This window comes from Pseudoalteromonas sp. SR44-5, from assembly GCF_014163675.1.
Classification (GTDB): domain Bacteria; phylum Pseudomonadota; class Gammaproteobacteria; order Enterobacterales; family Alteromonadaceae; genus Pseudoalteromonas; species Pseudoalteromonas rhizosphaerae.
The window spans coordinates 68,777-91,721 of sequence record NZ_JACJDT010000015.1 but is presented as its reverse complement, the minus strand read 5'-3'; the positions used below and the strand labels follow the sequence as shown (position 1 = coordinate 91,721).

General features: G+C 41.1%; 20 protein-coding genes and 1 pseudogene. 14 read left to right on the top strand and 7 right to left on the bottom strand.

The genetic code is table 11. The annotated features are described in order from the left end of the window. From H5154_RS10785 to H5154_RS10770, 4 genes are all read right to left on the bottom strand, one after another. Nucleotides 1–1,224: ATP-binding protein (locus H5154_RS10785; RefSeq protein WP_182718280.1), on the bottom strand; the 1,224-nt coding region annotated here is incomplete at its 3' end. Further along, on the bottom strand, nucleotides 1,214–1,807 hold the full coding sequence (locus H5154_RS10780; protein WP_259398493.1) for a DUF1016 N-terminal domain-containing protein: 594 nt from the start codon (nucleotides 1,805–1,807) through the stop codon (nucleotides 1,214–1,216). The genes H5154_RS10780 and H5154_RS10785, both read right to left, overlap by 11 nt. Next, nucleotides 1,800–3,515: a class I SAM-dependent DNA methyltransferase gene (locus tag H5154_RS10775; RefSeq protein ID WP_182718279.1), complete on the bottom strand. Its 1,716-nt coding sequence runs from the start codon at nucleotides 3,513–3,515 to the stop codon at nucleotides 1,800–1,802. The genes H5154_RS10780 and H5154_RS10775 overlap by 8 nt, the downstream gene beginning before the upstream one ends. A 202-nt stretch (nucleotides 3,516–3,717) precedes the next feature. Next, the gene (locus H5154_RS10770) at nucleotides 3,718–3,963 is read right to left on the bottom strand and encodes a YfhL family 4Fe-4S dicluster ferredoxin (protein WP_182718278.1); all 246 of its coding nucleotides are present in this window, start codon (nucleotides 3,961–3,963) and stop codon (nucleotides 3,718–3,720) included. A 230-nt stretch (nucleotides 3,964–4,193) separates the two neighbouring features. On the opposite strand from H5154_RS10770, the gene H5154_RS10765 reads away from it, so the two are divergent. The 3 genes from H5154_RS10765 (at nucleotide 4,194) to H5154_RS10755 (ending at nucleotide 7,203) form a co-directional block, all read left to right on the top strand. Continuing rightward, nucleotides 4,194–4,484, top strand: a complete 291-nt coding sequence (locus tag H5154_RS10765) for a helix-turn-helix transcriptional regulator (RefSeq protein ID WP_149981911.1) — start codon at nucleotides 4,194–4,196, stop codon at nucleotides 4,482–4,484. Then, on the top strand, nucleotides 4,474–5,766 hold the full coding sequence (locus tag H5154_RS10760; protein WP_182718277.1) for a type II toxin-antitoxin system HipA family toxin: 1,293 nt from the start codon (nucleotides 4,474–4,476) through the stop codon (nucleotides 5,764–5,766). Before H5154_RS10765 ends, H5154_RS10760 begins: the two co-directional genes overlap by 11 nt. Before the next feature lie 657 nt (nucleotides 5,767–6,423). Continuing rightward, the gene (locus H5154_RS10755; protein ID WP_182718276.1) at nucleotides 6,424–7,203 is read left to right on the top strand and encodes a hypothetical protein; all 780 of its coding nucleotides are present in this window, start codon (nucleotides 6,424–6,426) and stop codon (nucleotides 7,201–7,203) included. Between the two features lie 128 nt (nucleotides 7,204–7,331). Here the strand turns inward: H5154_RS10755 and yegQ are convergent, their stop codons facing one another. Together yegQ and H5154_RS10745 are read right to left on the bottom strand one after the other, a co-directional pair. Continuing rightward, nucleotides 7,332–8,714 (bottom strand): tRNA 5-hydroxyuridine modification protein YegQ, encoded by a 1,383-nt coding sequence (gene yegQ, locus H5154_RS10750; RefSeq protein ID WP_182718275.1) that lies wholly within the window; start codon nucleotides 8,712–8,714, stop codon nucleotides 7,332–7,334. A 127-nt stretch (nucleotides 8,715–8,841) separates the two neighbouring features. Next, nucleotides 8,842–10,158, bottom strand: a complete 1,317-nt coding sequence (locus H5154_RS10745) for a PAS domain-containing methyl-accepting chemotaxis protein (protein ID WP_182718274.1) — start codon at nucleotides 10,156–10,158, stop codon at nucleotides 8,842–8,844. Nucleotides 10,159–10,737: 579 nt separating this feature from the next. Between H5154_RS10745 and ndk the strand changes: the two genes are divergently transcribed. The 11 genes from ndk to H5154_RS10690 all read left to right on the top strand — a co-directional run bounded on the left by ndk (nucleotide 10,738) and on the right by H5154_RS10690 (nucleotide 22,230). Then, nucleotides 10,738–11,169, top strand: a complete 432-nt coding sequence (ndk, locus tag H5154_RS10740; protein WP_008111339.1) for a nucleoside-diphosphate kinase — start codon at nucleotides 10,738–10,740, stop codon at nucleotides 11,167–11,169. 171 nt (nucleotides 11,170–11,340) lie between these two features. Continuing rightward, entirely contained in the window at nucleotides 11,341–12,474 is a 1,134-nt protein-coding gene (locus H5154_RS10735; RefSeq protein ID WP_145239689.1) for a bifunctional tRNA (adenosine(37)-C2)-methyltransferase TrmG/ribosomal RNA large subunit methyltransferase RlmN, read from the top strand. A gap of 112 nt (nucleotides 12,475–12,586) precedes the next feature. Next, complete coding sequence (pilW, locus tag H5154_RS10730) at nucleotides 12,587–14,548, top strand: type IV pilus biogenesis/stability protein PilW (RefSeq protein ID WP_182718273.1); 1,962 nt, start codon at nucleotides 12,587–12,589, stop codon at nucleotides 14,546–14,548. Continuing rightward, on the top strand, nucleotides 14,545–15,417 hold the full coding sequence (locus tag H5154_RS10725) for a RodZ domain-containing protein (protein ID WP_182718272.1): 873 nt from the start codon (nucleotides 14,545–14,547) through the stop codon (nucleotides 15,415–15,417). Before pilW ends, H5154_RS10725 begins: the two co-directional genes overlap by 4 nt. Before the next feature lie 5 nt (nucleotides 15,418–15,422). After that, entirely contained in the window at nucleotides 15,423–16,541 is a 1,119-nt protein-coding gene (gene ispG / locus H5154_RS10720) for a flavodoxin-dependent (E)-4-hydroxy-3-methylbut-2-enyl-diphosphate synthase (protein WP_145239699.1), read from the top strand. A gap of 136 nt (nucleotides 16,542–16,677) precedes the next feature. Beyond that, nucleotides 16,678–17,958, top strand: a complete 1,281-nt coding sequence (gene hisS, locus H5154_RS10715) for a histidine--tRNA ligase (RefSeq protein ID WP_182718271.1) — start codon at nucleotides 16,678–16,680, stop codon at nucleotides 17,956–17,958. A gap of 16 nt (nucleotides 17,959–17,974) precedes the next feature. Beyond that, nucleotides 17,975–18,595, top strand: a complete 621-nt coding sequence (locus H5154_RS10710) for a tetratricopeptide repeat protein (RefSeq protein WP_149981918.1) — start codon at nucleotides 17,975–17,977, stop codon at nucleotides 18,593–18,595. A 9-nt stretch (nucleotides 18,596–18,604) separates the two neighbouring features. Beyond that, entirely contained in the window at nucleotides 18,605–19,783 is a 1,179-nt protein-coding gene (bamB, locus tag H5154_RS10705; protein WP_149981919.1) for an outer membrane protein assembly factor BamB, read from the top strand. A 92-nt stretch (nucleotides 19,784–19,875) separates the two neighbouring features. After that, nucleotides 19,876–21,342, top strand: coding sequence for a ribosome biogenesis GTPase Der (gene der / locus H5154_RS10700; RefSeq protein ID WP_145239710.1), 1,467 nt, complete (start codon nucleotides 19,876–19,878; stop codon nucleotides 21,340–21,342). Nucleotides 21,343–21,506: 164 nt separating this feature from the next. Beyond that, nucleotides 21,507–21,887 carry a VOC family protein gene (locus tag H5154_RS10695; RefSeq protein ID WP_182718270.1) on the top strand — a complete coding sequence of 127 codons (381 nt, stop codon included), beginning with the start codon at nucleotides 21,507–21,509 and terminating at the stop codon, nucleotides 21,885–21,887. Nucleotides 21,888–21,993: 106 nt separating this feature from the next. Next, on the top strand, nucleotides 21,994–22,230 hold the full coding sequence (locus H5154_RS10690) for a hypothetical protein (protein WP_182718269.1): 237 nt from the start codon (nucleotides 21,994–21,996) through the stop codon (nucleotides 22,228–22,230). A 279-nt stretch (nucleotides 22,231–22,509) separates the two neighbouring features. Here H5154_RS10690 and H5154_RS10685 read toward each other — a convergent pair. After that, nucleotides 22,510–22,914, bottom strand: a pseudogene (locus tag H5154_RS10685) (zf-TFIIB domain-containing protein); the annotation flags it as partial. Nucleotides 22,915–22,945: the final 31 nt, after the last annotated feature.

Below are 22,945 nucleotides of genomic sequence, written 5' to 3'. Positions count from 1 at the left end.
ATCACTTATTCCATCACTTATTCCATCATTTATTCCATCATTTATTCCATCATTTATTGCTAATACTTCATTACTCTGGTGTGTTTTTCTTGGGAATTCCCAATCGATAAAATCGCCTGACTCAGAGAACACAGGTAAACCGGTGTTCGCCTTGGTGCAATACTCTTTTATTCTTTGTATACCGCTGCCCCATTGCTCAACTAAGTCCAGCTCCTTAAACACTCTTGCAATCACCGTATTGCGGATTTCAGAGCGCCCTTTTAGCGCATCATGCATAGTTAATCCATGTGGTAAACCGCCCGGAGAAACAATATTTACAATATCATCGTAGATACCTATTTTTATATCTCGTCCAAAATTGCTGTAATCTCGATGCATCACTGCATTGAGTAATGCTTCTCGAATTGCAGGAAATGGGATCTCAAAGGTATCAGTACGTTGCAACCCCAGTACCTCTGCGCGTAAATGAAGATGGTTTTTTATAAATAGCTCTGCGTTTTCTATTTGCTGAAAAAGATCACCCGTGTACTCTTTTTTATCTAAAAAGATAGACATTGTGTTGCCTTTAAATCGGCTACATTTTATTTCTACATGCTCATAAAAGCCTAATAAGATCAGCAAGCCATGTGTGGGGTAAAGCGTATTATTATCGTTTTTGACTAGTTTTAAACTTAATAACTTTTCTGGCGTTAATGGTTTACCATGCGCTGCAAAACGTTGTTGAAGTGGCGTTAAATCAAGGGTTGATAAATCCACTTCATAATTAATAAGTGAGTCAAAGCTAATATGGTTACGCTGACGTTCAAGCTCTACCACTTGCGCCTGACTGACTACGCGATTAGTCGCACCAATACGTTGATAACAACCCAGCTCTTTGCCTTTACTCTTTAAATAATAAGGGAGTAATGCTCCGCGCTGCACTTCTATCACTAATAACTCAATCCCGTTAATATTCTCTATATAAATATTAGGTAATAGCGTAGGTGCAACCAGTTCATGCATTGTTGAGCTAATTTTATCCATTAATTCAAATAGGTCAAAATGTTGCAAGCCTATCAGTGTTCTATTATCAGAAACGCCTATAACCAGCTTTCCACCCGCAGAGTTGGCAAACGAGATAATGCTTTTAACCCACTCTTTACTGGTTGGCAATTGCACTTTAAATTCTAAATTTTTGCTTTCACCTTTTTCTATTTCAAGCAATAAAGGGTGTTTATTTTCCATTGCATCGCTCTCCATGATTCTGCGTTTCCACGATTTTGGGGATCACTTTACAAAGCTCTAATAAAAACTGTTGTAGGGTATTTATAATACTTTGCTCTACGGGTTGTTTGTTTTTACTTGAGAGTAAACGTTCGTAGTAAAGTGTACCAATTTGGCGTTCTAACGCGCGCGCCGACCAGTTTTGTAAAATGGCTTCATCTCTATACCAACTGCGTGCAGTTGAATTATCAACCCGTAATAGGGTGCGATAATGCGTCCAGCTTAATTCGAGACGCACTGCGTCTCGTTTTTCAAAGGCGAGATAAAAGCGGCGCATATTACGCAGGTTGGTTATGTCAAACTCCTTACCGTAGTCAGTGGTGAGTTGCTGCGATAGCCGCTTTAAGGTTGCTTTACCGTAAGCTGCGCGTGTTTCTCCGCCTTGTTCATCTTCTACAATTAAGCGCCCTATTTGCCAATACGCTTGTAGCATGGCGGTATTTACGGTTTGTTTAACTTGCCCACGGGCTTGCTCAACAATGCGGCGAATATCAACTAATAAGTGCTCGTTTTGAGTCGATGGGTGCTCTTTACTGTTAGTCATTACGTTCTTCACTATCGCGCTTTTCAGCAAAACGTTCTTCGCCATAGCCTAAGGCCTGTAAATTTTTACGAATCGCTTTATCAAGTTCATCGGCTTGGTTCATTTGGCTGTAAAGCGTTTGGCTCAGCTCGCTCATTTTAGTTTCGAACGGAATGCCATCGTCTGCTATGTCAGCAGCGCCGACATAGCGCCCTGGAGTCAGTACGTAGTCGTTTGCTTTTATATCGGCAAGAGAGGCTGATTTACAGTAACCGGCGATATCTTGGTACTTTTGCTCTTTATTTGTGCTTTGCTCTTTATCTGCGCTTTGCTCTTTACTTGCGCTTTCTCGCTCCGCGTTTTGTGTGGCAAGCTCTTCGCCGCGCCAAAGGTGGTAGGTTTGTGTAATTTTAGCTATGTCGTCGTTGGTGAGCTCTTTTAAAGTACGGTTTACCATAGAGCCTATTTCGCGAGCGTCTATAAATAGCGTTTCGCCTTGGCGGTCACGGCGTTTTAGAATGCCTTTTTCGTTATTACCGCGTTTATCTTTACTTATAAACCACAAACACACTGGAATTTGCGTGGTGTAAAACAGCTGCCCTGGTAGGGCTATCATACAATCGACTAAATCATTTTCGATTATTTTTTGGCGAATATCGCCCTCGCCACTGGTGTTTGAACTCATTGAACCATTAGCCAATACAAAACCTGCGGTGCCATGCTCGCTCAATTTTGAGATCATATGCAGGATCCACGCATAGTTAGCATTACCGGTAGGCGGTGTTGGATAACCTGCCCAACGGGCATCGTCGACTAGCTCGTTATCGGCGCGCCACTGTTTTTGGTTAAACGGTGGGTTTGCCATAATGTAATCGGCTTTTAGGTCGGGGTGTTGGTCTTTAAAAAAGGTGTCGCCTGCTACATCACCTAAGTTGCCCGAAATACCGCGCACGGCTAGGTTCATTTTTGCCAATTTATAGGTGGTGTTAGTGTACTCTTGCCCATAAATAGACACATTTTTTTGATTACCGTTGTGGCTATTAATAAACTTAAGCGATTGCACAAACATACCGCCCGAGCCACAACAGGGGTCGTAAATTTTGCCTTCGAATGGTTCAATCATATCGGCAATTAGGGTAACAATTGATTTTGGCGTATAGAACTCGCCCCCGCCTTTGCCTTCAGATGCGGCAAATTTACCTAAAAAGTATTCGTAAACACGGCCAACGAGGTCTTCTTCTGTTTTTTCGTTTTGGTTGGCAATGGTGTCGATATTATTAATGGTATCGATAAGCGCTGAGAGCTTACTGGCATCAAGCCCTAAACGTGAAAAGTAGTTGTCGGGCAATGCGCCCGCGAGTGATTTATTGTTTTTTTCAACCGCGTGCAGGGCGGTATCTATTTTAACGGCTATATCGCCTTGCTTGGCGTTGATTTGAATATGCGACCAGCGTGCGTCTTCTGGGAGGTAAAATACGTTATCCATCGCGTAAAAGTCGACCATGTCGATGTATTCGTCACCGTATTCGCTGGCAATGGCTTTTTTACGCCCTTCAAACTTGTCACTAATAAATTTAAGAAAGATTAAGCTTAAAACAATGTGCTTATATTCGGCTGATTCAACACTTCCGCGCAGTTTATTGGCGGCATCCCAAAGGGACTCTTCAAACCCGACTTGTGTTTTTTTTGCGGCTTTTTTTGTTGCAGGCTTTTTTGATGCAGCGTCCATGTGGTCTCTCTTTGCAAGAATATCAATATAAATTATTAGCTTATCATACCGCAAAGGTCGTGCTTTTTTGAGTGTTAATTATAAAATATATGAGGAGGTTTTTATCGATAACAATACGCAATATGCGAGCAGTTTAATTGTTGCGACAGTGTCGCAACTTTAGCCTCGTAACCCGATGAAACATAAAAAACCAATCAACAAACTAACCCATCAACCTTACATACTTCTCCGCCAGTTCATCTATACTTTCACGATGAGCGGGATCGGGCTTTATACAATCTATCGGGCATACACTGACGCAGGTGGGTTTGTCGTAATGGCCTACGCATTCGGTGCACTTTGCAGGGTCGATTTGGTAGATTTTAGCGCCCATATAAATGGCTTCGTTAGGGCATTCTGGATCGCACATGTCGCAGTTAATGCATTTGCTGTTAATTAGTAAAGCCACTCTCTAACCTCATTTATTAGAGCTAGTACTTCTAGCATAAATTTGCAGCCGTAAATTATGCATTTTATTCCGCGTTTTCTTGTTGATCTCAATCAATAAAAATCATATTAGGTAATCCGCATTCAACCATTCACTTTACAACTAAAAAATGGATACTATAATATCCATTAAGCTCATAAAAAAGCAATTTTGGCTATAGTAATGTCCAATCAAGTTCGTGAGGTGCTATTATTAATTATCTATTATTAAGCGAAGGTGATGTGCAGCAAGCCTTTGCTGAGCATCTAAAAGAATGTCGCAAAAAAGCAAAAATGTCACGCGAGGCGTTAGCTAAAAAAAGCACAGTACCTGCTTCTACAATAAAAAAGTTTGAGGTTACAGGGCTTATTTCATTCAGACAGCTATTGCTTTTGTGGCAAACACTCGACGACTTAACTCGTTTATATGACTTAACAAAAGTGCCAGCTCAAAATAAAAATGCGCCAACGTCTATTGATCAGGTGTTAAACAATGGCCTTTAAACCCATAGATAAGCTAGAAGTAAAACGTACGCTGTCAGACTCAACAGAGTTAATGGTGGGTGTACTTGCTCAAAATAGGCAAGGTGTTTACTTTCAATACGATCAGGGCTATTTAGAGACATACGGTAACCTTTCGCCATTCTCACTCGCCTTTAATAGAGAGGTTCAGTTAGCACCTAAAAACCCACACAACGGGTTGCATGGGGTCTTTTCTGATTGTTTACCTGATGGGTGGGGGTTACTACTACAGGACCGCGTATTCAGACAAAATAATATAATGCCTAACTTTGTTACCGCTATGGACCGCTTATCTTTTGTTGGCCATTCGGCTATGGGCGCATTATCGTTTACACCTGAAACTCATTATGATGGCACAAATGACAATGAGGCTGGCCTTGCTACATTAGGTCAACAAGCTCAAGCAATATTTGACGGGCAAACAGAAGAAGTACTTTCTGCGTTAGTAGCTGCTGGCAGTTCCGGCGGTGCACGACCTAAGGCTCAAATTTATTTTCCTGACAATAATATACAAGAATGTAGAACAAAGCCTAAATCGGGCGATGATGCTTGGTTAATAAAGTTCACATCCAAAAACCTCGCTTTAGGACATGAGGAAGGGTTATGTGAAGCTGTGTATTTGGATTTGGCTGAACAAACGGGATTAAACCCACCTCAGAGATTACTGGTACCCGCCCCAGAAGGAACCGGTGCAAAGCAATGGCTCGCCTTAAAGCGATTCGATAGGTTTAAATTAATGGGTGATAAAATGGGCTGCAAACATATGCATAGTGCATGTGGCTTACTGGATGCTGATTTTCGCACACCTTCATTAGATTATGAGGATTTAATTAAAGCGAGCCGTGTTTTATGCAAATCACCTGCTGCAGGGCAGTTACAATTTCGTCGAGCTATGTTTAATTTATTTAGCTGTAATCAAGATGACCACAGTAAAAACTGGGCTTTTTTACAAGAAGATTCAGGTGAGTGGGATTTAGCGCCTTTTTATGATGTAACTTTTAGTCCTGATCCTTTTAACGAGCATGCGACTTCATTTGCCGGATTTGGAAAAAACCCACCACTAAAAGCGATTCAAAAGCTGGCCTCTGCAGCTGGTTATGCAAATTGGAAGCAGGTACAAGTGATCATATCTGAAATAGCAGAGATTATTTTCAACTTTAAAGACACAGCTAAAGCACTCGGCGTAAATAAGCAAACGATTAACTTAATAGAGCAACAGCTTGATAATACGTACGCCATGAATAAGCATTTAACTGGTCGCTAATTGTATTCAGCTAATAGCACTTACAAATCAATTATCTGCTTTTGTAATTTCATGGTTTTATCTTCTTAATATCTGTAGCAGTTGTAGGTGGGAATTGAATCGCAGGCAATGCAATTTTAATAATCAAAAACAAATATCGTAATAGCTATCAAAAATCTGGTCATAGAGAGTTAGTCCGTGTAATGCTAGTTTTAACAACCTCTTAAAAAAGTGATTATAACTATTATGATAAATTTTACTTTACGACCCTTTGTATTACCCAGTTCTTTGCTGTTTTCGACAGTAAGCTTGCCCTGCATTTAACGCCCCAATTTATTGGGTTAACTAATCTCGATTATCTACAACGAATTACATCTTCTTCAGTAATTCCAGAATTTGCCATGCAGTTATAGAGTTCCTATCGACTCAAGTTTCCTGCACGGCTTAACTAAAAAACAGTTAAATAATTAATATAAATATTTTTTACAGAAAAGGTCTAATTAGTGATAATCACCTACTGAAGTGCTGGTTTTGGGGTTAAGAATAAACCTAAGGAACTAAATTAAGTAACGACGTGTATTTTAAGGGCAACTTTTTCTGATTACTATTTTTACGCAACTATCTTATAATACTAATGGAGTCAATAACTTAAAAAATACATATGATGATTGGAGCTAAATGAGTAAAGAAAAGTTAATAGAAGTTAAAGATGACTTAAATATGCTATCGCCTATTTGCTACATTACCAAGTCAATCAACTGGCTTATTGGCAAAGTCTTTAACAACTTTAAAATAAGTTTAATGGTTTATTTAATTGCTTACGTTATTGCTGTAACGGTTGTAAATATACCGATGCTGGACTTTACCCGCATGCAGAAAATATATGTTAGCGTTTCAATACTGGGCTTACCACTTTGTTTGTTCCTTGCTTATATTTTTATAGGAATGGTGTTATTAGCATTATTTGCAAGCAACCCTAAAACCCGCCTTAGTTATGCCATTATCTTAATCGTTATCGCTTTATTTCCATTTATGGTGATCGCAATGGCTGATACTCGTTTACTCCTCATTTTTGGCGTTTATTTATCTGCGGCATTAATTGTTATTAATATGATTATGCTACCAAATTTGGCCTATAAATATAGGGAAAGGCTTATAAAGCACGCTTACTTGTGTATGCCCGTAATTCTTTCAATTGTTGCATTTACTTGGTTTGAATCATCACAGGGGTTTTCGTATGGGCGTATTGATCGCGAAAATTTCACAACCAGCGATCATCAACGTGTGGTTCCTGTCAGTAAATCTGGCGCACAGGGTACGCCTTTTTATACCTGTGATGTCTTTGTTAATTTCAACGGATACCAGTATGAATTTCAAGATATGATCGTACCTAGTAATGGCCACATTGAGTATATTGAAGTTAGACAAGCTGTTTTCCAGCACTTTCAATTACGCTAATGTCTATTGAAAGTGATACCGCGGCTTTGTTTTTCGGCATCACTTTTTATAGGTAATAATCAACCCAAAACTTGGATGATAGATAATTAAAGGTGTTGAAAGCATTAACACCTGTTGTTAACTACAAGCTAACCCGCGATTTGTTTAAACGGATTGCGGGTGTCTTGGTTTTCATCTAGGTTGCGCATTAATATGGCGTGTTCTAAATCGATATTGTCGGGCAGTGGAATTTTTACTATATGCCCTGAGCCTTTGGCATCGGTAATTGCCTCGCCTTTTTTGTTTTCCATGCATTCAAGGGTAAAGCTAATATTACCTTTTGGAGTCATTAGCTCTAATGAATGACCCACACAAAATTTGTTTTTAACATCAATCTCTACCAAGCCATTGCTATTTCGCCCTAATACTTCGCCGACAAATTGCTGCTTAGTCGATACCGAATGGCCGTATTCGTAGTTTTGATAATCTTGATGGGCGTGGCGCTTTAAAAAGCCTTCGGTGTAACCGCGATGGGCTAGGTTTTCTAATGTTTTAAATAAATCAGCGTCGAATGGTTTTCCTGCTGCGGCATCGTCGATTGCTTTACGATAAACCTGTGCTGTACGCGCAACATAATAAAACGATTTAGTCCGGCCTTCTATTTTTAAGCTATGCACGCCCATTTTTGTAAGCTGCTCTACGTATTGCACGGCGCGTAAATCTTTTGAGTTCATGATATAAGTGCCGTGTTCGTCTTCAAACGCTGGCATGTATTCACCCGGGCGGCCTTGCTCTTCAAGCATAACAATATCATTACTTGGTGCGCCGTCGCCAAGAGTAGGAATAACCTGCTGAGGATCAAATTTGTGCACCATTTCACCGGTTTCGTTTTCAACGCCCGGTTTTACATCGTATTCCCAGCGACATGCATTGGTACAGGTGCCTTGGTTTGGATCGCGTTTGTTTATATAGCCTGATAACAAACAACGGCCAGAATACGCCATACATAATGCGCCATGTACAAATACCTCTAGCTCGGTTGCTGGGCAAAGCGTGCGAATTTCACTTATTTCTTCAAGTGATAGCTCGCGGGATAAAATCACCCGCTCTATGCCTTGTTTAGCCCAAAACTGTACACTGGCATAATTTACAGCGTTTGCTTGTACTGATAAATGAATAGCCATATCAGGCCATTTTTCACGCACTAACATGATTAAACCCGGATCTGACATGATCAGCGCATCTGGCCCCATCGCAATTACTGGTTCAATGTCGCGTAAATACGATTTCACTTTGGCATTGTGCGGGGCAATGTTTGATACCACATAAAACTTTTTATTCAGCGCATGCGCTTCATCAATGCCTATTTTTAACGTTTCCAGATCAAATTCATTATTACGTACTCGCAAGCTATAACGAGGTTGTCCGGCATACACCGCATCAGCCCCATAAGCAAAGGCATAACGCATGTTTTTTAAACTGCCAGCTGGTGAAAGTAACTCTGGGGTAAACGAGGTAATAATTGACGACATGCGCGCTCCATACATAAAACTGGGATCAAGCCAGTGGCATGAAAATAACCTGAAAATCAGATCAAGTAATAAAGCGCGGCAGTATATGGTACGTTAAATTAAGATGTTTTGATCGAAATCATAAAACTCACTTTAATTGATTGGCAAACTGGCTCACTGCATCAACGACTTGCTGGGCACCTTTTTTAATATTGCTCATCACAATGCCAGACTCGTTTGACAGCTCTAACCCTTCTTGTGCTTTATCTTCACCTTGCTTAATGGCTTTTACGCTTGACTGCGTTAAGCTTTGATTTTTTTGTACCACTTCAACAATTTCTTCTGTGGCTTTACTGGTTCGAGATGCTAATTGACGCACTTCATCGGCGACTACCGCAAAACCTCGCCCTTGCTCACCAGCTCTTGCTGCTTCAATCGCCGCATTTAAGGCTAGCAAATTAGTTTGATCAGCAATGCTGCTAATACTTTGCACTATGCTGGCAATTAACTGTGATTGTTTATCCAATGCTGATATTTCATCCCCTGCTTGCGACATTTGCACCGCCAGCTCATTCATTACTTTAACCGCTTGCTCAATGACAGCAGCACCTTGATCTGCAAGGTGGTCAGTTTCAGTTGAAGTGCTATAGGCAATATCTGCCGCCTCTGCGATTGCGAGCTCCCGCTCAACTTGCTCAGTAATAACAGTAGCGAATTTAACCACTTTATACAGTTCGTTTTGCTCATTGAAAATTGGGTTATAAGAAGCTTCAAGCCAAACCACTCGCCCATAACTGTCTATGCGTTTAAAACGGCTTGAAACGTATTCGCCTCTTTTGAGCTGTTTCCAAAAGGCTTCATATTCTGGTGAATTAGCCTCTTCTGGTTCACAAAAAATACGATGATGTTGGCCAACAATCTCTTTAAGTGAATAGCCCATTCCCGCCAAAAAGTTTTCGTTTGCTGTCAATACAATGCCATTAGTATCAAATTCAATAACGGCCATGGCACGATGTAATGCTTTAATTAAATCTTGATGCTCACGAGAGGTTTCAATCGTACGCGTTAACACATTAGAATGCAGAGTAAACTCAACTAGCTTACCTTGCTCATCAATGATCGGCTGTAAAATACTTCTTAGCCAGTCTTGTTCACCATTAACATGAACAAACTGCAATGCACCAGCCCAGTGTTCATGCTTCTCTAATGCTTTTTTTAAGCTTTTAAAATGCCCTGTCTGTCTGGCGTTACTTGGCACAAAATCTAGTAACTTTTTTCCAATCAGTTGCTGATCAGGGTAACCAAGCTCGTTTGCAAAGTTTTTATTTTGCGATGAAATAAGCCCAGTCTTATCAATGATTAAAACTAGCATTTCTTCGTCTAAGCTTTTTCTTACTTGATTCTGCACAAAAAGCTGACTTTTTAATTTAGCATTCTCACTTTTTATAGTGTTATTAAAAAACATAGCAACCTACTATCAATGAAATGGATGAAATGAAGCACGAAGATATTAAAACCTTTAATTTATTTCATGGTTATAACTTGAGTGTAAACCAAGTCCCCAAATTTAGTAGAATTTAACTAAAATAATCATTTTAAGCTAAAAGTGGATTTTCTATTGTGCATCTTATAGCAGTTTAAATGGCAAAAGCTCGAATGATACAAAAGCGCCTATCAATAATTTTAAAATAAATAATTAAAACATAAGGTTAATAAAATTTAAGGTAATTTTTAATAGTGCAGTTACAGATAAGGGCCTAAACGTTATAGTCACTGAGCACCATTTTGTACTAAAAATAACCTTCGAAAAATATTTCAACTTATTATTAGCTAAATTAAGTAATACGTAGTCCCATGCAATGTTAGATCATTAATTAATTCACAGCATCATGCTTTTCTATGCGTGGTGATTGCCTAACATTTAAAAATCGCACAATTGTCATCAAGCTAGTTTTTAATAAAACTAGGCATTGCCTACTAAAACGCGTATAATTCGCGCCCGTTAATATTCACACTTTTACTTAAAAATTATTGGAGCATAAAGATGGCTTTAGAGCGTACTTTCTCAATCGTAAAACCTGATGCAGTTGCTAAAAACCACATCGGCGCTATCTACAACCGTTTCGAAACTGCTGGCCTTAAAATCGTTGCAGCTAAAATGGTTCACCTTTCACAAGAGAAAGCGGAAGGTTTCTACGCAGAACACAGCGAGCGTCCTTTCTTTGGTGCTTTAGTATCTTTCATGACATCTGGTCCAGTAATGGTTACAGTTCTTGAAGGCGAAAACGCTGTTCTTAAAAACCGCGAAATCATGGGTGCTACTAACCCTGCTGAAGCACTAGCTGGTACTTTACGTGCTGACTACGCTGATAGCATCGACGAAAATGCTGTTCACGGTTCAGACGCTGTTGAATCTGCTGCTCGCGAAATCGCGTACTTCTTCGCAGACGAAGAGCTTTGCCCACGTACTCGTTAATTCGAATGCGCTAAGCAAAAGTAAAAAGGGCTTTCGAGCCCTTTTTTAGTCATTAGTTAAAGTATTAATTATCTAATTTATGATGTTTTACTTAATGATTAAAGTGAGTGAATTGTGTACAATTCGCCTTTGTAAATTTTTATCACCACCGTCACTGATTAAGGTTGTTTCATGACCACTGAGCAAAAAAAGATTAACTTATTAGATTTAAACCGAGATGCAATGCGCGAGTTATTTGTATCGTTCGGTGAAAAGCCATTCCGTGGCGATCAGGTGATGAAATGGATTTATCATTTTGGCGTTGATAACTTTGACGAAATGAGCAACGTTAACAAAAAGCTGAAAGAAAAACTTAAAGCGGAATGTGAAATTGTCGCGCCTGAGATCACCGTACGCCAACAAGCCAGTGATGGTACAATCAAGTACGCGCTGATACTTGAAGGCGGCCAAGAAGTTGAAGCGGTGTGGATCCCAGAAAAAGAACGTGCCACCTTGTGTGTATCATCGCAAGTTGGTTGTGCGCTTGAATGTACATTTTGCTCAACAGCGCAGCAAGGGTTTAACCGTAACTTAAAAGTATCTGAAATTATCGGCCAAGTTTGGCGTGTGGCCAAAGACATAGGTCTTGATGGCAACAGTGAAAAGCGTCCGGTCACCAACGTCGTTATGATGGGCATGGGCGAGCCATTGCTTAATCTTAAAAACGTAGTTCCGGCAATGGAATTAATGATGGACGATTGGGGTTTTGGTTTATCTAAACGCCGCGTTACTTTAAGTACCTCTGGTGTGGTGCCTGCACTTGATTTATTGAAAGAAAAAATCGACGTTGCATTGGCTATTTCTCTACACGCACCTGATAACGCATTACGTGATATTTTAGTGCCAATCAATAAAAAATACCCAATTGAAGAGTTTTTAGCGGCGTGTCGTCGTTACATTGATGGCTCTAAAGCCAATAAAGATGTGACCATTGAGTATGTGATGCTAAATGGTATTAACGACAGCACAGATCAAGCCCATGAATTAGTTAAAACACTCAAAGGCACACCATCTAAAGTGAACCTTATCCCGTTTAACCCATTCCCGGGTAACGAATATACACGCTCTAGTAACAGCCGTATTGACCGCTTTTCAAAAGTGCTACAAGCAGCAGGTATTACCTGTATTGTGCGTCGTACTCGCGGTGATGATATTGATGCAGCCTGCGGCCAGTTAGTTGGTGATGTAGTTGACCGTACAAAACGTTTAGCGAAAAAGAAAATGCGCGACGATAATGCGATTGCGGTTAATATCCACCAAGCATAATCTGTTGTCGTGAATCAAAAGCCCTTAGCGCTGCTTTATTTTTAAATAAATGATGCAAGATAAGGGCTTTTCGGTAATATAGGTGCATGGACAATAATAAAGAGATGAAGTAATGCGATCTTTACTTGCTTTAACTATCAGTGCACTCGCTTTAACAGGGTGTGTAACTGAAAATAGTTATGATGGCAATGACAAACCAGTCGTTGAAAATAAAATCAATAATACCGGCGCAGCACGTACCCGAATAGCCTTAGCATTAGAATATTTAAGCACTGGTAATAGCTCGCAAGCAAAGTATAACCTCGAACGCGCCGCGTCTTTCTCACCTGATCTTCCTGAAGTCCATTATTCATTTGCTTATTATTACCAACAAGTCGGCGAAAACGTACAAGCCGATAAAGCCTATCAAAAAGCAATAAAAATTGATCCCAATGATCCTAATACCCGAAATAACTACGGGGTATTTTTATGCGGTATTGACGAGTACGACCGCGCCACAGAACAACTACTCAAAGCCATTGCCATCCCAAGTTATATACGAGTAGCAGAAAGTTATGAAAATTTAGCTCTGTGCGCCATTGAGTTTGATGATTTTGATAACGCTGAAAAATATTTCAAATCGGCCATTAATCACAGTTCAATGCGTGCCTCATCACTGATCAGTTTAGCCGCTTTGTATTACGCTAAAAGTGATTTACATAGAGCAAAAGAAATACTCGAGCGTTATGAGAATAGTGGTCAAGTATCGTCTCGCTCATTGCTATTAAGCTATTTAGTTGAGCAGCGCATGGGCCACATTGAAAAAGCCGAAACCACTGCGGCTATGATATTGCAAACCTACCCAACCTCAAGTGAAGCGGGGATCATTCGCGAGCAAAAAATCAAACGTAGTGAGTTTGAAATACTGCGCTCGCAATACCGCCAAGCAAAATTAGATGAGCTACAAGCAAATAGCCCTGCGGGAGAGGTGATCTCGGCACCCAAAATACGCATTGTAAAAAAGAAAAAAGCGCCAGCAACTAGTACGTCGGCGCAAAGTATCACAACGCCAACAATGGCCGTTAAAAATAACAATGCAAGCAGCAATGAATTAACTGCCGCGTTGCTAACCTCACCGGTTGCGCCAACGCAAAGCACCGCATCACAAAGTAGCCAGCAAAGCCAAGCAACAGTATCAACACCTGTCGATACGAGTGGTATTTTGGCGGCTTTAAGTACCACAGCAATAACAACGCCAGTGCAAACAAACGTTGATACTTCTGCTGTACAGCTCAGTGCCCCAGCAAACAATAATGATCCTGTGGCAGTAATGTCTGCTCTGGTGGTCGCACAAACACCAAACAATCCAGCTGTAACTTCAACTCAAGCGACGGACATTGCATCATTAGCCTCTGAGGAGGCAGTTGCTAAAGCATTAGCAATACCAACTGTGCATTTAGCAACAGCGCCCACAGCGACTGCCGCAACGCCGACCCAAACGCTTGCTCGCAGCAACAAAGCACAAGATGGTGTAACAATTGTTTCTTTTGGTGCGCCCACGGATAGCCAAGCAGTTGCAAATAACAACCAGGCTTCAACCCCAAGCCGAGCACAATTTAGTGATGAATTAACGGATGAAGAAAAGGTGGTTTTTTACCAGCCAAAACGCAACGCCGCCGTCTTCGCAGAGTCAGGATATAGCTCTACACCTGAGATCCGTTTTCAAGATCCGCAACAAAATACTCACGCACCGTTGCTAAATTCGCGGATCCCACAATTAACGACGCCTTACCATGTTTTGCAAGATGGTGAAAACCTATTTAGCATTTCAGTACGATACAATGTTAAACTACAGAAATTACTCCAATGGAATGGTCTGAAAGAATCTGATCGGGTGGTCAATGGGACGAAAATTTATCTTAACGATCCCAACATTTATTACGAAATTAACGTCGGTGATACTTTGTATAGTATTGCCACCAAGCGTCGCTTGTTAATTGATCAGTTAATGCGATGGAATAAATTAAGCCCGGATGTTGCACTTAAACCTGGGCATAGACTGTTACTAGTGGACCCTGAATCATACTCATTATGAATGATGAAAATACAGAATCAACAACGCTCACTCTTGGCCAAACTTTAAAAAGTAGCCGCGAGCAAGCGAATGTCAGCTTAGAAGAGTTGGCAAAAAATTTAAAATTATCGGTGTTGCAATTACAACGTCTTGAGAATGACGAACACCAATTAATCGGCCCTGCTACCTTTGTTAAAGGTTATGCAAAAAGTTATTGTCGCGCCTTTAATTTAGATACTGCGGCCGTTTTAGCGCTGTTCCCTGAACCACAGGAAACCGTTAAAAAAACCAATATGCAAAGCTTTTCTAGACGAACAGAAAAAGAAGCTCATGATAGTCGGTTGATGCTGGTAAGTTACGTTATTCTGGCAATTGTTATTGGTTCATCCGCATTATGGTGGTGGCAAAATTCAACCCCTCTTGACGAACAAGTTGTAACGCAATCTTTAAATAGCTTTGCCAAAGAGACTGTTGCAGTCGCACAAGCAGAGCCTGACGTGGCGTCGAACAGTCTGTTAGAACAAGCGGGCCCTGATGAATCGATTGATGACCCCACTGCGGCGCAAATTATGGAGCAACAAGCCGATACCACCGAACTAGACGTTGCCCAGAGCGAAGCGTCAAGCGAGCCACAAAATGATGGCCTTGGCACCATAGTTATGCATTTCAATGAAGAAAGTTGGGTTGAAATTCATGACGGCAAAGGTGATAAAGTGGCGTTTGGTGTTAAAAAAGCGGGTTATGATATGACTTTATCAGGTCATCTGCCTTTTTCTATCGTGCTTGGTAAGCATCAAGCTGTTGATATCACTCTTGACGGTGAAAAGATTGATATTTCCAGTTTCCCAAAAAATCGTTTAGCCAAATTTAATTTACCGTTAACAGAGTAGTCACTATGTTTTCAGAATCTCCCATTAAACGCAGAAAATCTACCCGCATCAACGTGGGTAACGTACCGATCGGTGATGGCGCCCCTATTGCCGTGCAATCAATGACCAACACCGATACCATGGATGTTGATGCAACTGTTGCACAAATTCAAGCTATTCAAGATGCCGGCGCCGATATAGTGCGTGTTTCCGTGCCGACTATGGACGCCGCCGAAGCATTTAGAAGCATAAAAGAACAAGTCACCATTCCACTGGTTGCAGATATTCACTTTGATTATCGTATTGCTTTGCAAGTCGCAAAGTATGGTGTTGATTGTTTACGTATTAATCCTGGCAACATTGGCAGTGAAGAACGTATTCGCGCGGTAGTCGATGCTGCCCGTGAGCACAACATTCCAATTCGTATTGGTGTTAATGGCGGCTCATTAGAGCGTGATTTACAAGAAAAGTACGGCGAACCAACGCCTGAAGCGTTACTTGAATCAGCCATGCGCCATGTAAATATTTTGCGCCGTTTAGATTTTGATCAATTTAAAATATCAGTAAAAGCTTCTGATGTGTTTTTAGCTGTGGGAGCATATCGCTTACTTGCTAAAGAAATTGACCAACCTCTGCACTTAGGGATCACAGAAGCAGGCGGTATGCGTTCAGGCTCAGTGAAATCAGCTGTAGGCTTAGGTATGTTACTTGCCGAAGGTATCGGCGATACGCTGCGAGTATCGTTGGCGGCTGATCCAGTACAAGAGATCAAAGTCGGTTTTGATATTTTAAAATCACTGCGCATTCGCTCTCGCGGGATTAACTTTATTGCCTGTCCGAGCTGTTCACGTCAAGAGTTTGATGTGGTTAGTACCATGAACCAACTTGAAGAGCGTTTGGAAGATATCATCGAACCGGTATCAGTATCGGTTATTGGTTGTGTGGTCAATGGCCCTGGCGAAGCGTTAGTGAGTGATATTGGCTTAGCTGGTGCAAACCGTCGCTCGGGCCTTTATATTAATGGCGAACGTCAAAAAGCCCGAATTGATAACAACAATATTGTTGATCAACTCGAAGGCTATGTACGCGACTTTATCGCACAAAAAGAAAAACAGACCCCTATCGACATCAAAATCGTCGAATAAATACAATATAGTCGGCAAACAAAGCCGTTTGCCGTTTACCTTTATAGCTAGAACGCTATAATGACGGGTCAATTTTTAGCATTCTTGTTGTGTAGTCATCTTTTATTACGCAAAAAACAGTTTTTAGGATTTAGCAGTGGCAAAACAAATTCAGGCAATACGTGGAATGAACGATTGTCTGCCGGGCGATACCCAAGTTTGGCAGAAAGTAGAAAACATCTTACGCGAGACAGTAGCATCGTTCGGTTATCAAGAAATTCGTTTTCCAATTGTAGAATCAACCGATCTTTTTAAACGCTCAATTGGTGAAGTCACCGATATCGTTGAAAAAGAAATGTACACCTTTGCCGACAATAATGGCGACAGCTTAACACTTCGTCCTGAAGGTACAGCTGTATGTGTACGTGCTGGTAATCAAAACGGCTTACTGTATAACCAAGAGCAACGCCTTTGGTATATGGGCCCAATGTTTCGTCATGAACGTCCGCAAAAAGGTCGCTATCGTCAGTTTCACCAATTTGGTTTAGAAACCTTTGGTGTTGCCAGTGCTGATATTGACGCTGAAGTGATTTTACTGACGGCGCAATTATGGCAACAATTTGGCATCAGCGAACATGTTCGTTTAGAGCTTAATTCTTTAGGTTCAAACGAAGCTCGCGCGCAATACCGTGATGCACTTGTGGCTTATCTTGAGCAACATATTGATGCACTAGACGAAGACTCAAAACGTCGTATGTACAGCAACCCACTGCGCGTGCTAGATAGCAAAAACCCTGATGTACAAGCGGTTTTAGTTGATGCACCAAAACTGTCTGAACACTTAGATGCTGAATCAAAAGAACATTTTGAAAATTTATGTGAACGTTTAGACGCCGCAGGCGTCATATACACGGTTAATGAAAAGTTAGTTCGTGGCCTTGATTACTATAACCGTACTGTTTTTGAGTGGGTTACAGATAGCCTCGGCTCACAAGGTACTGTATGTGCAGGTGGCCGCTATGATGGCTTAGTTGAGCAATTAGGTGGCAAAGCAACGCCAGCTGTGGGCTTTGCTATGGGTCTGGAACGTTTAGTGTTAATGTTACAAGCATTGGAATGTGTTGGTGACATTCGTCGCAACGCTGATGTATATTTGGCAGCGATGGGTGACAAAGCCAGCATTCAAGCCCCTATTATCGCAGCTAAATTACGTGCTGAAGTACCTGGCTTACGTATCATGGTCCATGCCGGTGGCGGTAACTTTAAGAAACAACTTAAACGCGCAGATAAAAGCGATGCACTCGTTGCACTGATTATCGGCGAAGATGAATTAGAACAAGGCGTAGTGACAGTTAAGTATTTACGTGAGCGTAAAGAACAGGTCACCTTAGAATTAGAACAAATTAAAACGCTTTTAGCTGAGCTAATAAACAGCTAAAAAAGACGAGGTAGTAATGGATATTTATTCAACAGAAGAACAACAAGCTGAAGCGATCAAACGTTTTTTTCGTGAAAATGGTGTATCACTGGCGCTAGGTGTAGTGCTTGGTTTAGGTGGCCTGTATGGCTGGAAAGCATATAACCAAAATCAAATTACAACTGCTGAAAGTGCCTCTGATGCATATACTCAGCTGGTTGAAGGTGGTGAGGTATTAGGTTCTGCAGATACATTTATCGCAGAGCACAAAGATACTAACTACAGCGCACTTGCAGCCTTTGTTGCTGCTAAAGAAGCCGTAGAAAAAGGTCAACTTGATGTAGCCAGTGAAAAACTCAGCTGGATAATGACTAATGTTACCAATGCAGATTTAAAAGCAACGGCGACCACCCGTTTAGCTCGCGTGCAAATAGCACAGCAGCAATACGACCAAGCTTTAACAACGCTTAACGCTAAACTTGCAGATTCATTCACTGCAACAGTCGCTGAGCTTAAAGGTGATATATACACAGCTCAAGGCGATGCAAATCAAGCTCGCAGTGCTTATCAGACTGCTGCTGATGCGGGCGGTCTGGAGAATAACCCATTATTGCAAATCAAACTTGATGACTTAGCAGTAACTAGCCCAACGGCGTAAGGGGTTACCATGAAAAAATTAACAGCGGCAACCATAGCGCTATGCATGGCAACCTTAGTCGGTTGTTCATCAAGCGATGACGAAGACGAACTGGTGTTGCCTGAAATCGTTAATCAGTTTGAAACCAAAGTAATTTGGCAAGAAAGCATTGGTGACGGTGTTGAACATTACTTTTCTCGGCTAACACCGGCGGTATATAAAGACCGTGTTTTTGTAGCTAACCGTGCTGGTAAAGTCGAAGCGCTATCGCTTGAAAACGGTAATACTCTTTGGGAGACTGATGTTCGCGAAAATTTGACCTTTTGGCCATGGCAAAGCGACATTAGTGCAAAATTATCCGGTGGTATTTTACAAGCTTATGGTAAAATTTTTATCGGCTCCGAGCATGGTTATTTAGTTGCCCTTGACCGTGAAACGGGTGATGTTGTTTGGCGCAAAAAAGTACCCGGTGAAGTGTTAGCAAAACCAGCTGCCGGTGATGGCCTTATATATGTTAACCTAGGCTCAGGTAAATTATTAGCCCTTCACCCAGATACCGGTGAAGAGCGTTGGAGCCATGAGCAAGAAGTCCCCGCATTAACACTACGTGGGCAAAGCTCTCCGACCGTTGCTAACGGCGGTGTATTAGTTGGCCTTGAAACAGGCAAGTTAAGCGTACTTATCTCTGACAGTGGTTACTCTGCGTGGAGTGCTGAAATTGCTACACCAAAAGGCGCATCAGAATTCGAACGTTTAGTCGATGTTGATACACAACCTCTGATCAGTGGTCCTTATGCGTATGCTATTGCTTATAATGGTAACTTAGCAGCTGTAGATATTCGCTCTGGTAATGTTGTCTGGAAACGCGAATACAGCAGTTACCGTGACATTGCCATGGACACCCAAACTATTTACGTAGTAGACAGTAATGGTGTTGTTTATGGATTAGATAAAACCTCTGGCATTGAACGCTGGAGTCAGCCAGCCCTTCGTGGTTGGTACTTAACAGGGCCTGCGGTAGCAGGAAATTACTTAGCCATAGGTGACCAAGAAGGTAATCTACATTGGCTAAATAAAGAATCAGGCGAGCTTGTATCGCGTGAAGACTTCGACAGTTCAGGCTTTTTTATTGAGCCAATTGTTGCTGACGACAAACTGATTTTATACACCCGAGATGGTGAAGTTAGTGCGGTAAAAATACCGGACTAATTTGCTAAATAACTATAAGTTATTAATAGTTAATTTATTTTTTTAAGGCTTCGCTATGCGAAGCCTTTTGTTGTTTTTTTAAGAGGTAGTTTATGCTTCCCGTGATCGCTCTAGTTGGGCGACCCAATGTGGGCAAATCCACATTATTTAACCGTTTAACACGTACGCGTGATGCACTCGTTGCCGATTTTCCAGGCTTAACGCGAGATCGAAAATATGGCCAAGCTAATTACGATGGCTATGAATTTATCGTGGTAGACACGGGCGGTATTGATGGCTCTGAAGAAGGCATCGAAATCGAAATGGCTGATCAATCGCTACTGGCGATTGAAGAAGCCGACATCGTATTATTCTTAGTTGATGCACGTGTAGGTATGACAGTAGCTGATCAAGCTATTGCCAACCATTTACGTAAACAAGAAAAGAAAAGCTTTGTTGTTGCCAATAAAACTGATGGTATTGATGCTGACTCAAACTGTGCTGAGTTCTACCAATTGTCGCTGGGCGAAGTACACCATATTGCAGCCGCTCATGGCCGTGGTATTACCTTGTTACTTGAACACACCTTACAGCCTTTGCTTGCAGAGCTGAGTGCGCAAAATGATGATGGTAAAGGCGATGACGACGAGTTAATCGATTTATATTCTGAAGATGATGAAGATTCTACAGCGCATGAAGCATTTGCAGATAAGCCAGTAAAACTTGCTATTATCGGTCGTCCTAACGTAGGTAAGTCAACACTGACTAACCGTATATTAGGTGAAGAACGCGTTATTGTTTATGATATGCCGGGCACAACCCGCGATTCTATTTATATTCCAATGACTCGTAACGAAAAAGAATACGTGTTGATCGACACCGCTGGTGTACGTAAACGCAAAAAAGTCAGCGATGTGGTTGAGAAATTCTCAGTGATCAAAACCCTCCAAGCAATCGAAGATTGTAACGTGGTGCTATTGGTTGTAGATGCCCGCGCTGGCATTTCGGATCAAGATTTAAGCTTACTTGGTTTTGCCTTAAATTCTGGCCGCTCACTGGTTATTGCTGTGAATAAATGGGATGGCCTTGATGATTACGTGAAAGATCGTATTAAATCGGAGCTTGACCGTCGCTTAGGCTTTATTGACTTTGCACGCTTACACTTTATCTCAGCTTTACATGGTACAGGTGTTGGTCATTTGTTTGAGTCAATTGACGAAGCTTATGAATCAGCAACTAAGCGTATTAGCACTGCTATGCTGCGCCGTATCATGGATATGGCACAAGCTGATCACCAGCCGCCACTGGTTCGTGGCCGTCGTGTTAAGCTAAAATACGCGCATGCGGGGGGTTATAACCCACCACGTATCGTAATTCACGGTAACCAAGTACATGATTTACCAGATAGCTATAAACGCTACTTAATGAATTACTACCGTAAAGCATTAAAAATTATGGGCACGCCTATCAAAATCGAGTTTAGAGAAGGTGACAACCCATTTGCAGGACGTACTAATAAAGTGACTCTTTCGCAAAAACGTAAGATCCGCGCATTTAGTAAAGAAAACCGCAATAAATGATATAGCTGAAAGCTGAAAGCTGAAAGCTGAAAAATTGAACCTTGTTGGGCACACCCTTACAAGGTTTTTTTATAAACAAATTTAAGTGTTTAGTTTTACCTGATGTCGCAAATCTCAGGAAACTGTGCTTTATTTAAAAGATGTAAACTTAAATAGAGTCATCAATGGAATTAATCAATCAGGTTATCTATGTTGATAACGTTGAAGAAACCTTAGACTTTTATTTTCAAGCGTTTGGTTTTGCCACTCATGCCCTCAGCGATGATGCCGAATATGGAGAGCTTGCTACTGGCGATGTAAAAATTGCTTTTGCGAATCACCCGTATGCTCAAGCCCATTTTAAACAAGGTTATATCCGCGCTCACCCAAAGCAACCAGCGCTAGGTTTTGAGCTGCGCTTTAGCTGTACTAATCTCAGTGAAAGTTACGATAAAGCGGTGCTTGCTGGCGCAGAGCCTCTTTGCCCCCCTAGCTGTAGAGGAACTCAATATTATGCCTACGTAAGAGCCATTGAAGGTACTTTGATCTGCTTAGTACAAGCCTAGCTCTTCATCAAAACAGCATTAAAGTTTAACTTTGTAGCAATATAAGCCACACGTAACTGTCATCTAATTTCCTTATCTTAGCGGTAATTTAAATAAGGAGATTAATATGAATACATTACTACTAACATTGATGCTACTAAGCCCAACTGAAGCGCTAGTGACTGAACAAGTAAAATTACAAACCGCTGAAACACTTAAAGTTATGCAAATTGAACAGCAGACACAGTTGAAAACACAAGTCATCGCCACATTAGAAAATATAGAATTGGTATTGCCTGTGGTTGTTGATAAGCAAATTTTAGCGAAAGTACAAAACGTAAAACAGCAACTTAACCAAGACTAAGTTGCTCTGCAGAGTTAGTCCAAAAACGAAGCTAAAGCGATTTCAACTAAACTCTCGGTATTTTTGTTGTGGTTTTTCTTAATACCTCGCTGGCTAAATCGATTAGTCGGTATTTCAAAATGTATAATACCAATCGACTTAAATATTTAACCATTCTAGCGAGCTAAATAAAGCGCTAACTGCGTTATAATTTTTTCAAGTAGAACAACTACATGTCAAAATTTACGCCTTGTTATCACTCCATTTATCTGTCGCTATAATTGGTCAGTAACTTAACACGATTGGTATAAAACCATGATTATTGGCTTGCTGGTTCACTAGTAATTGTTTTTCTTTCGCTGTTAAGTGATTGTCGTGAATTTTATTAAGTTCTTTTGGATCTAGCCAAATACCCGCACAACTTGGGCACTCATCAATTTCGACCACATGAAGAGGTGTAAAAAAGCGCCGCATCATCACGACACTCGGGCACTTAGGGCAATTAATTCGTGCCGTTAAATCAACGTCTGTGTCAGGTAAAGCAGCCAAGTGCTCAGCAAGCACCAGCGCTCTTTTTAAAGATGGATCACTAAAATTAAAAATCTGGCGATTATCAAAAAATACCCCACCATTGGCGGATGAGAAAACCTCGATCCCCCCGACCATTAGTTTAGTGAGTTCTATATTTGTCCTTGGGCAGCGCATATCCAGTTCCTTTGCATTTTATTACTCATCG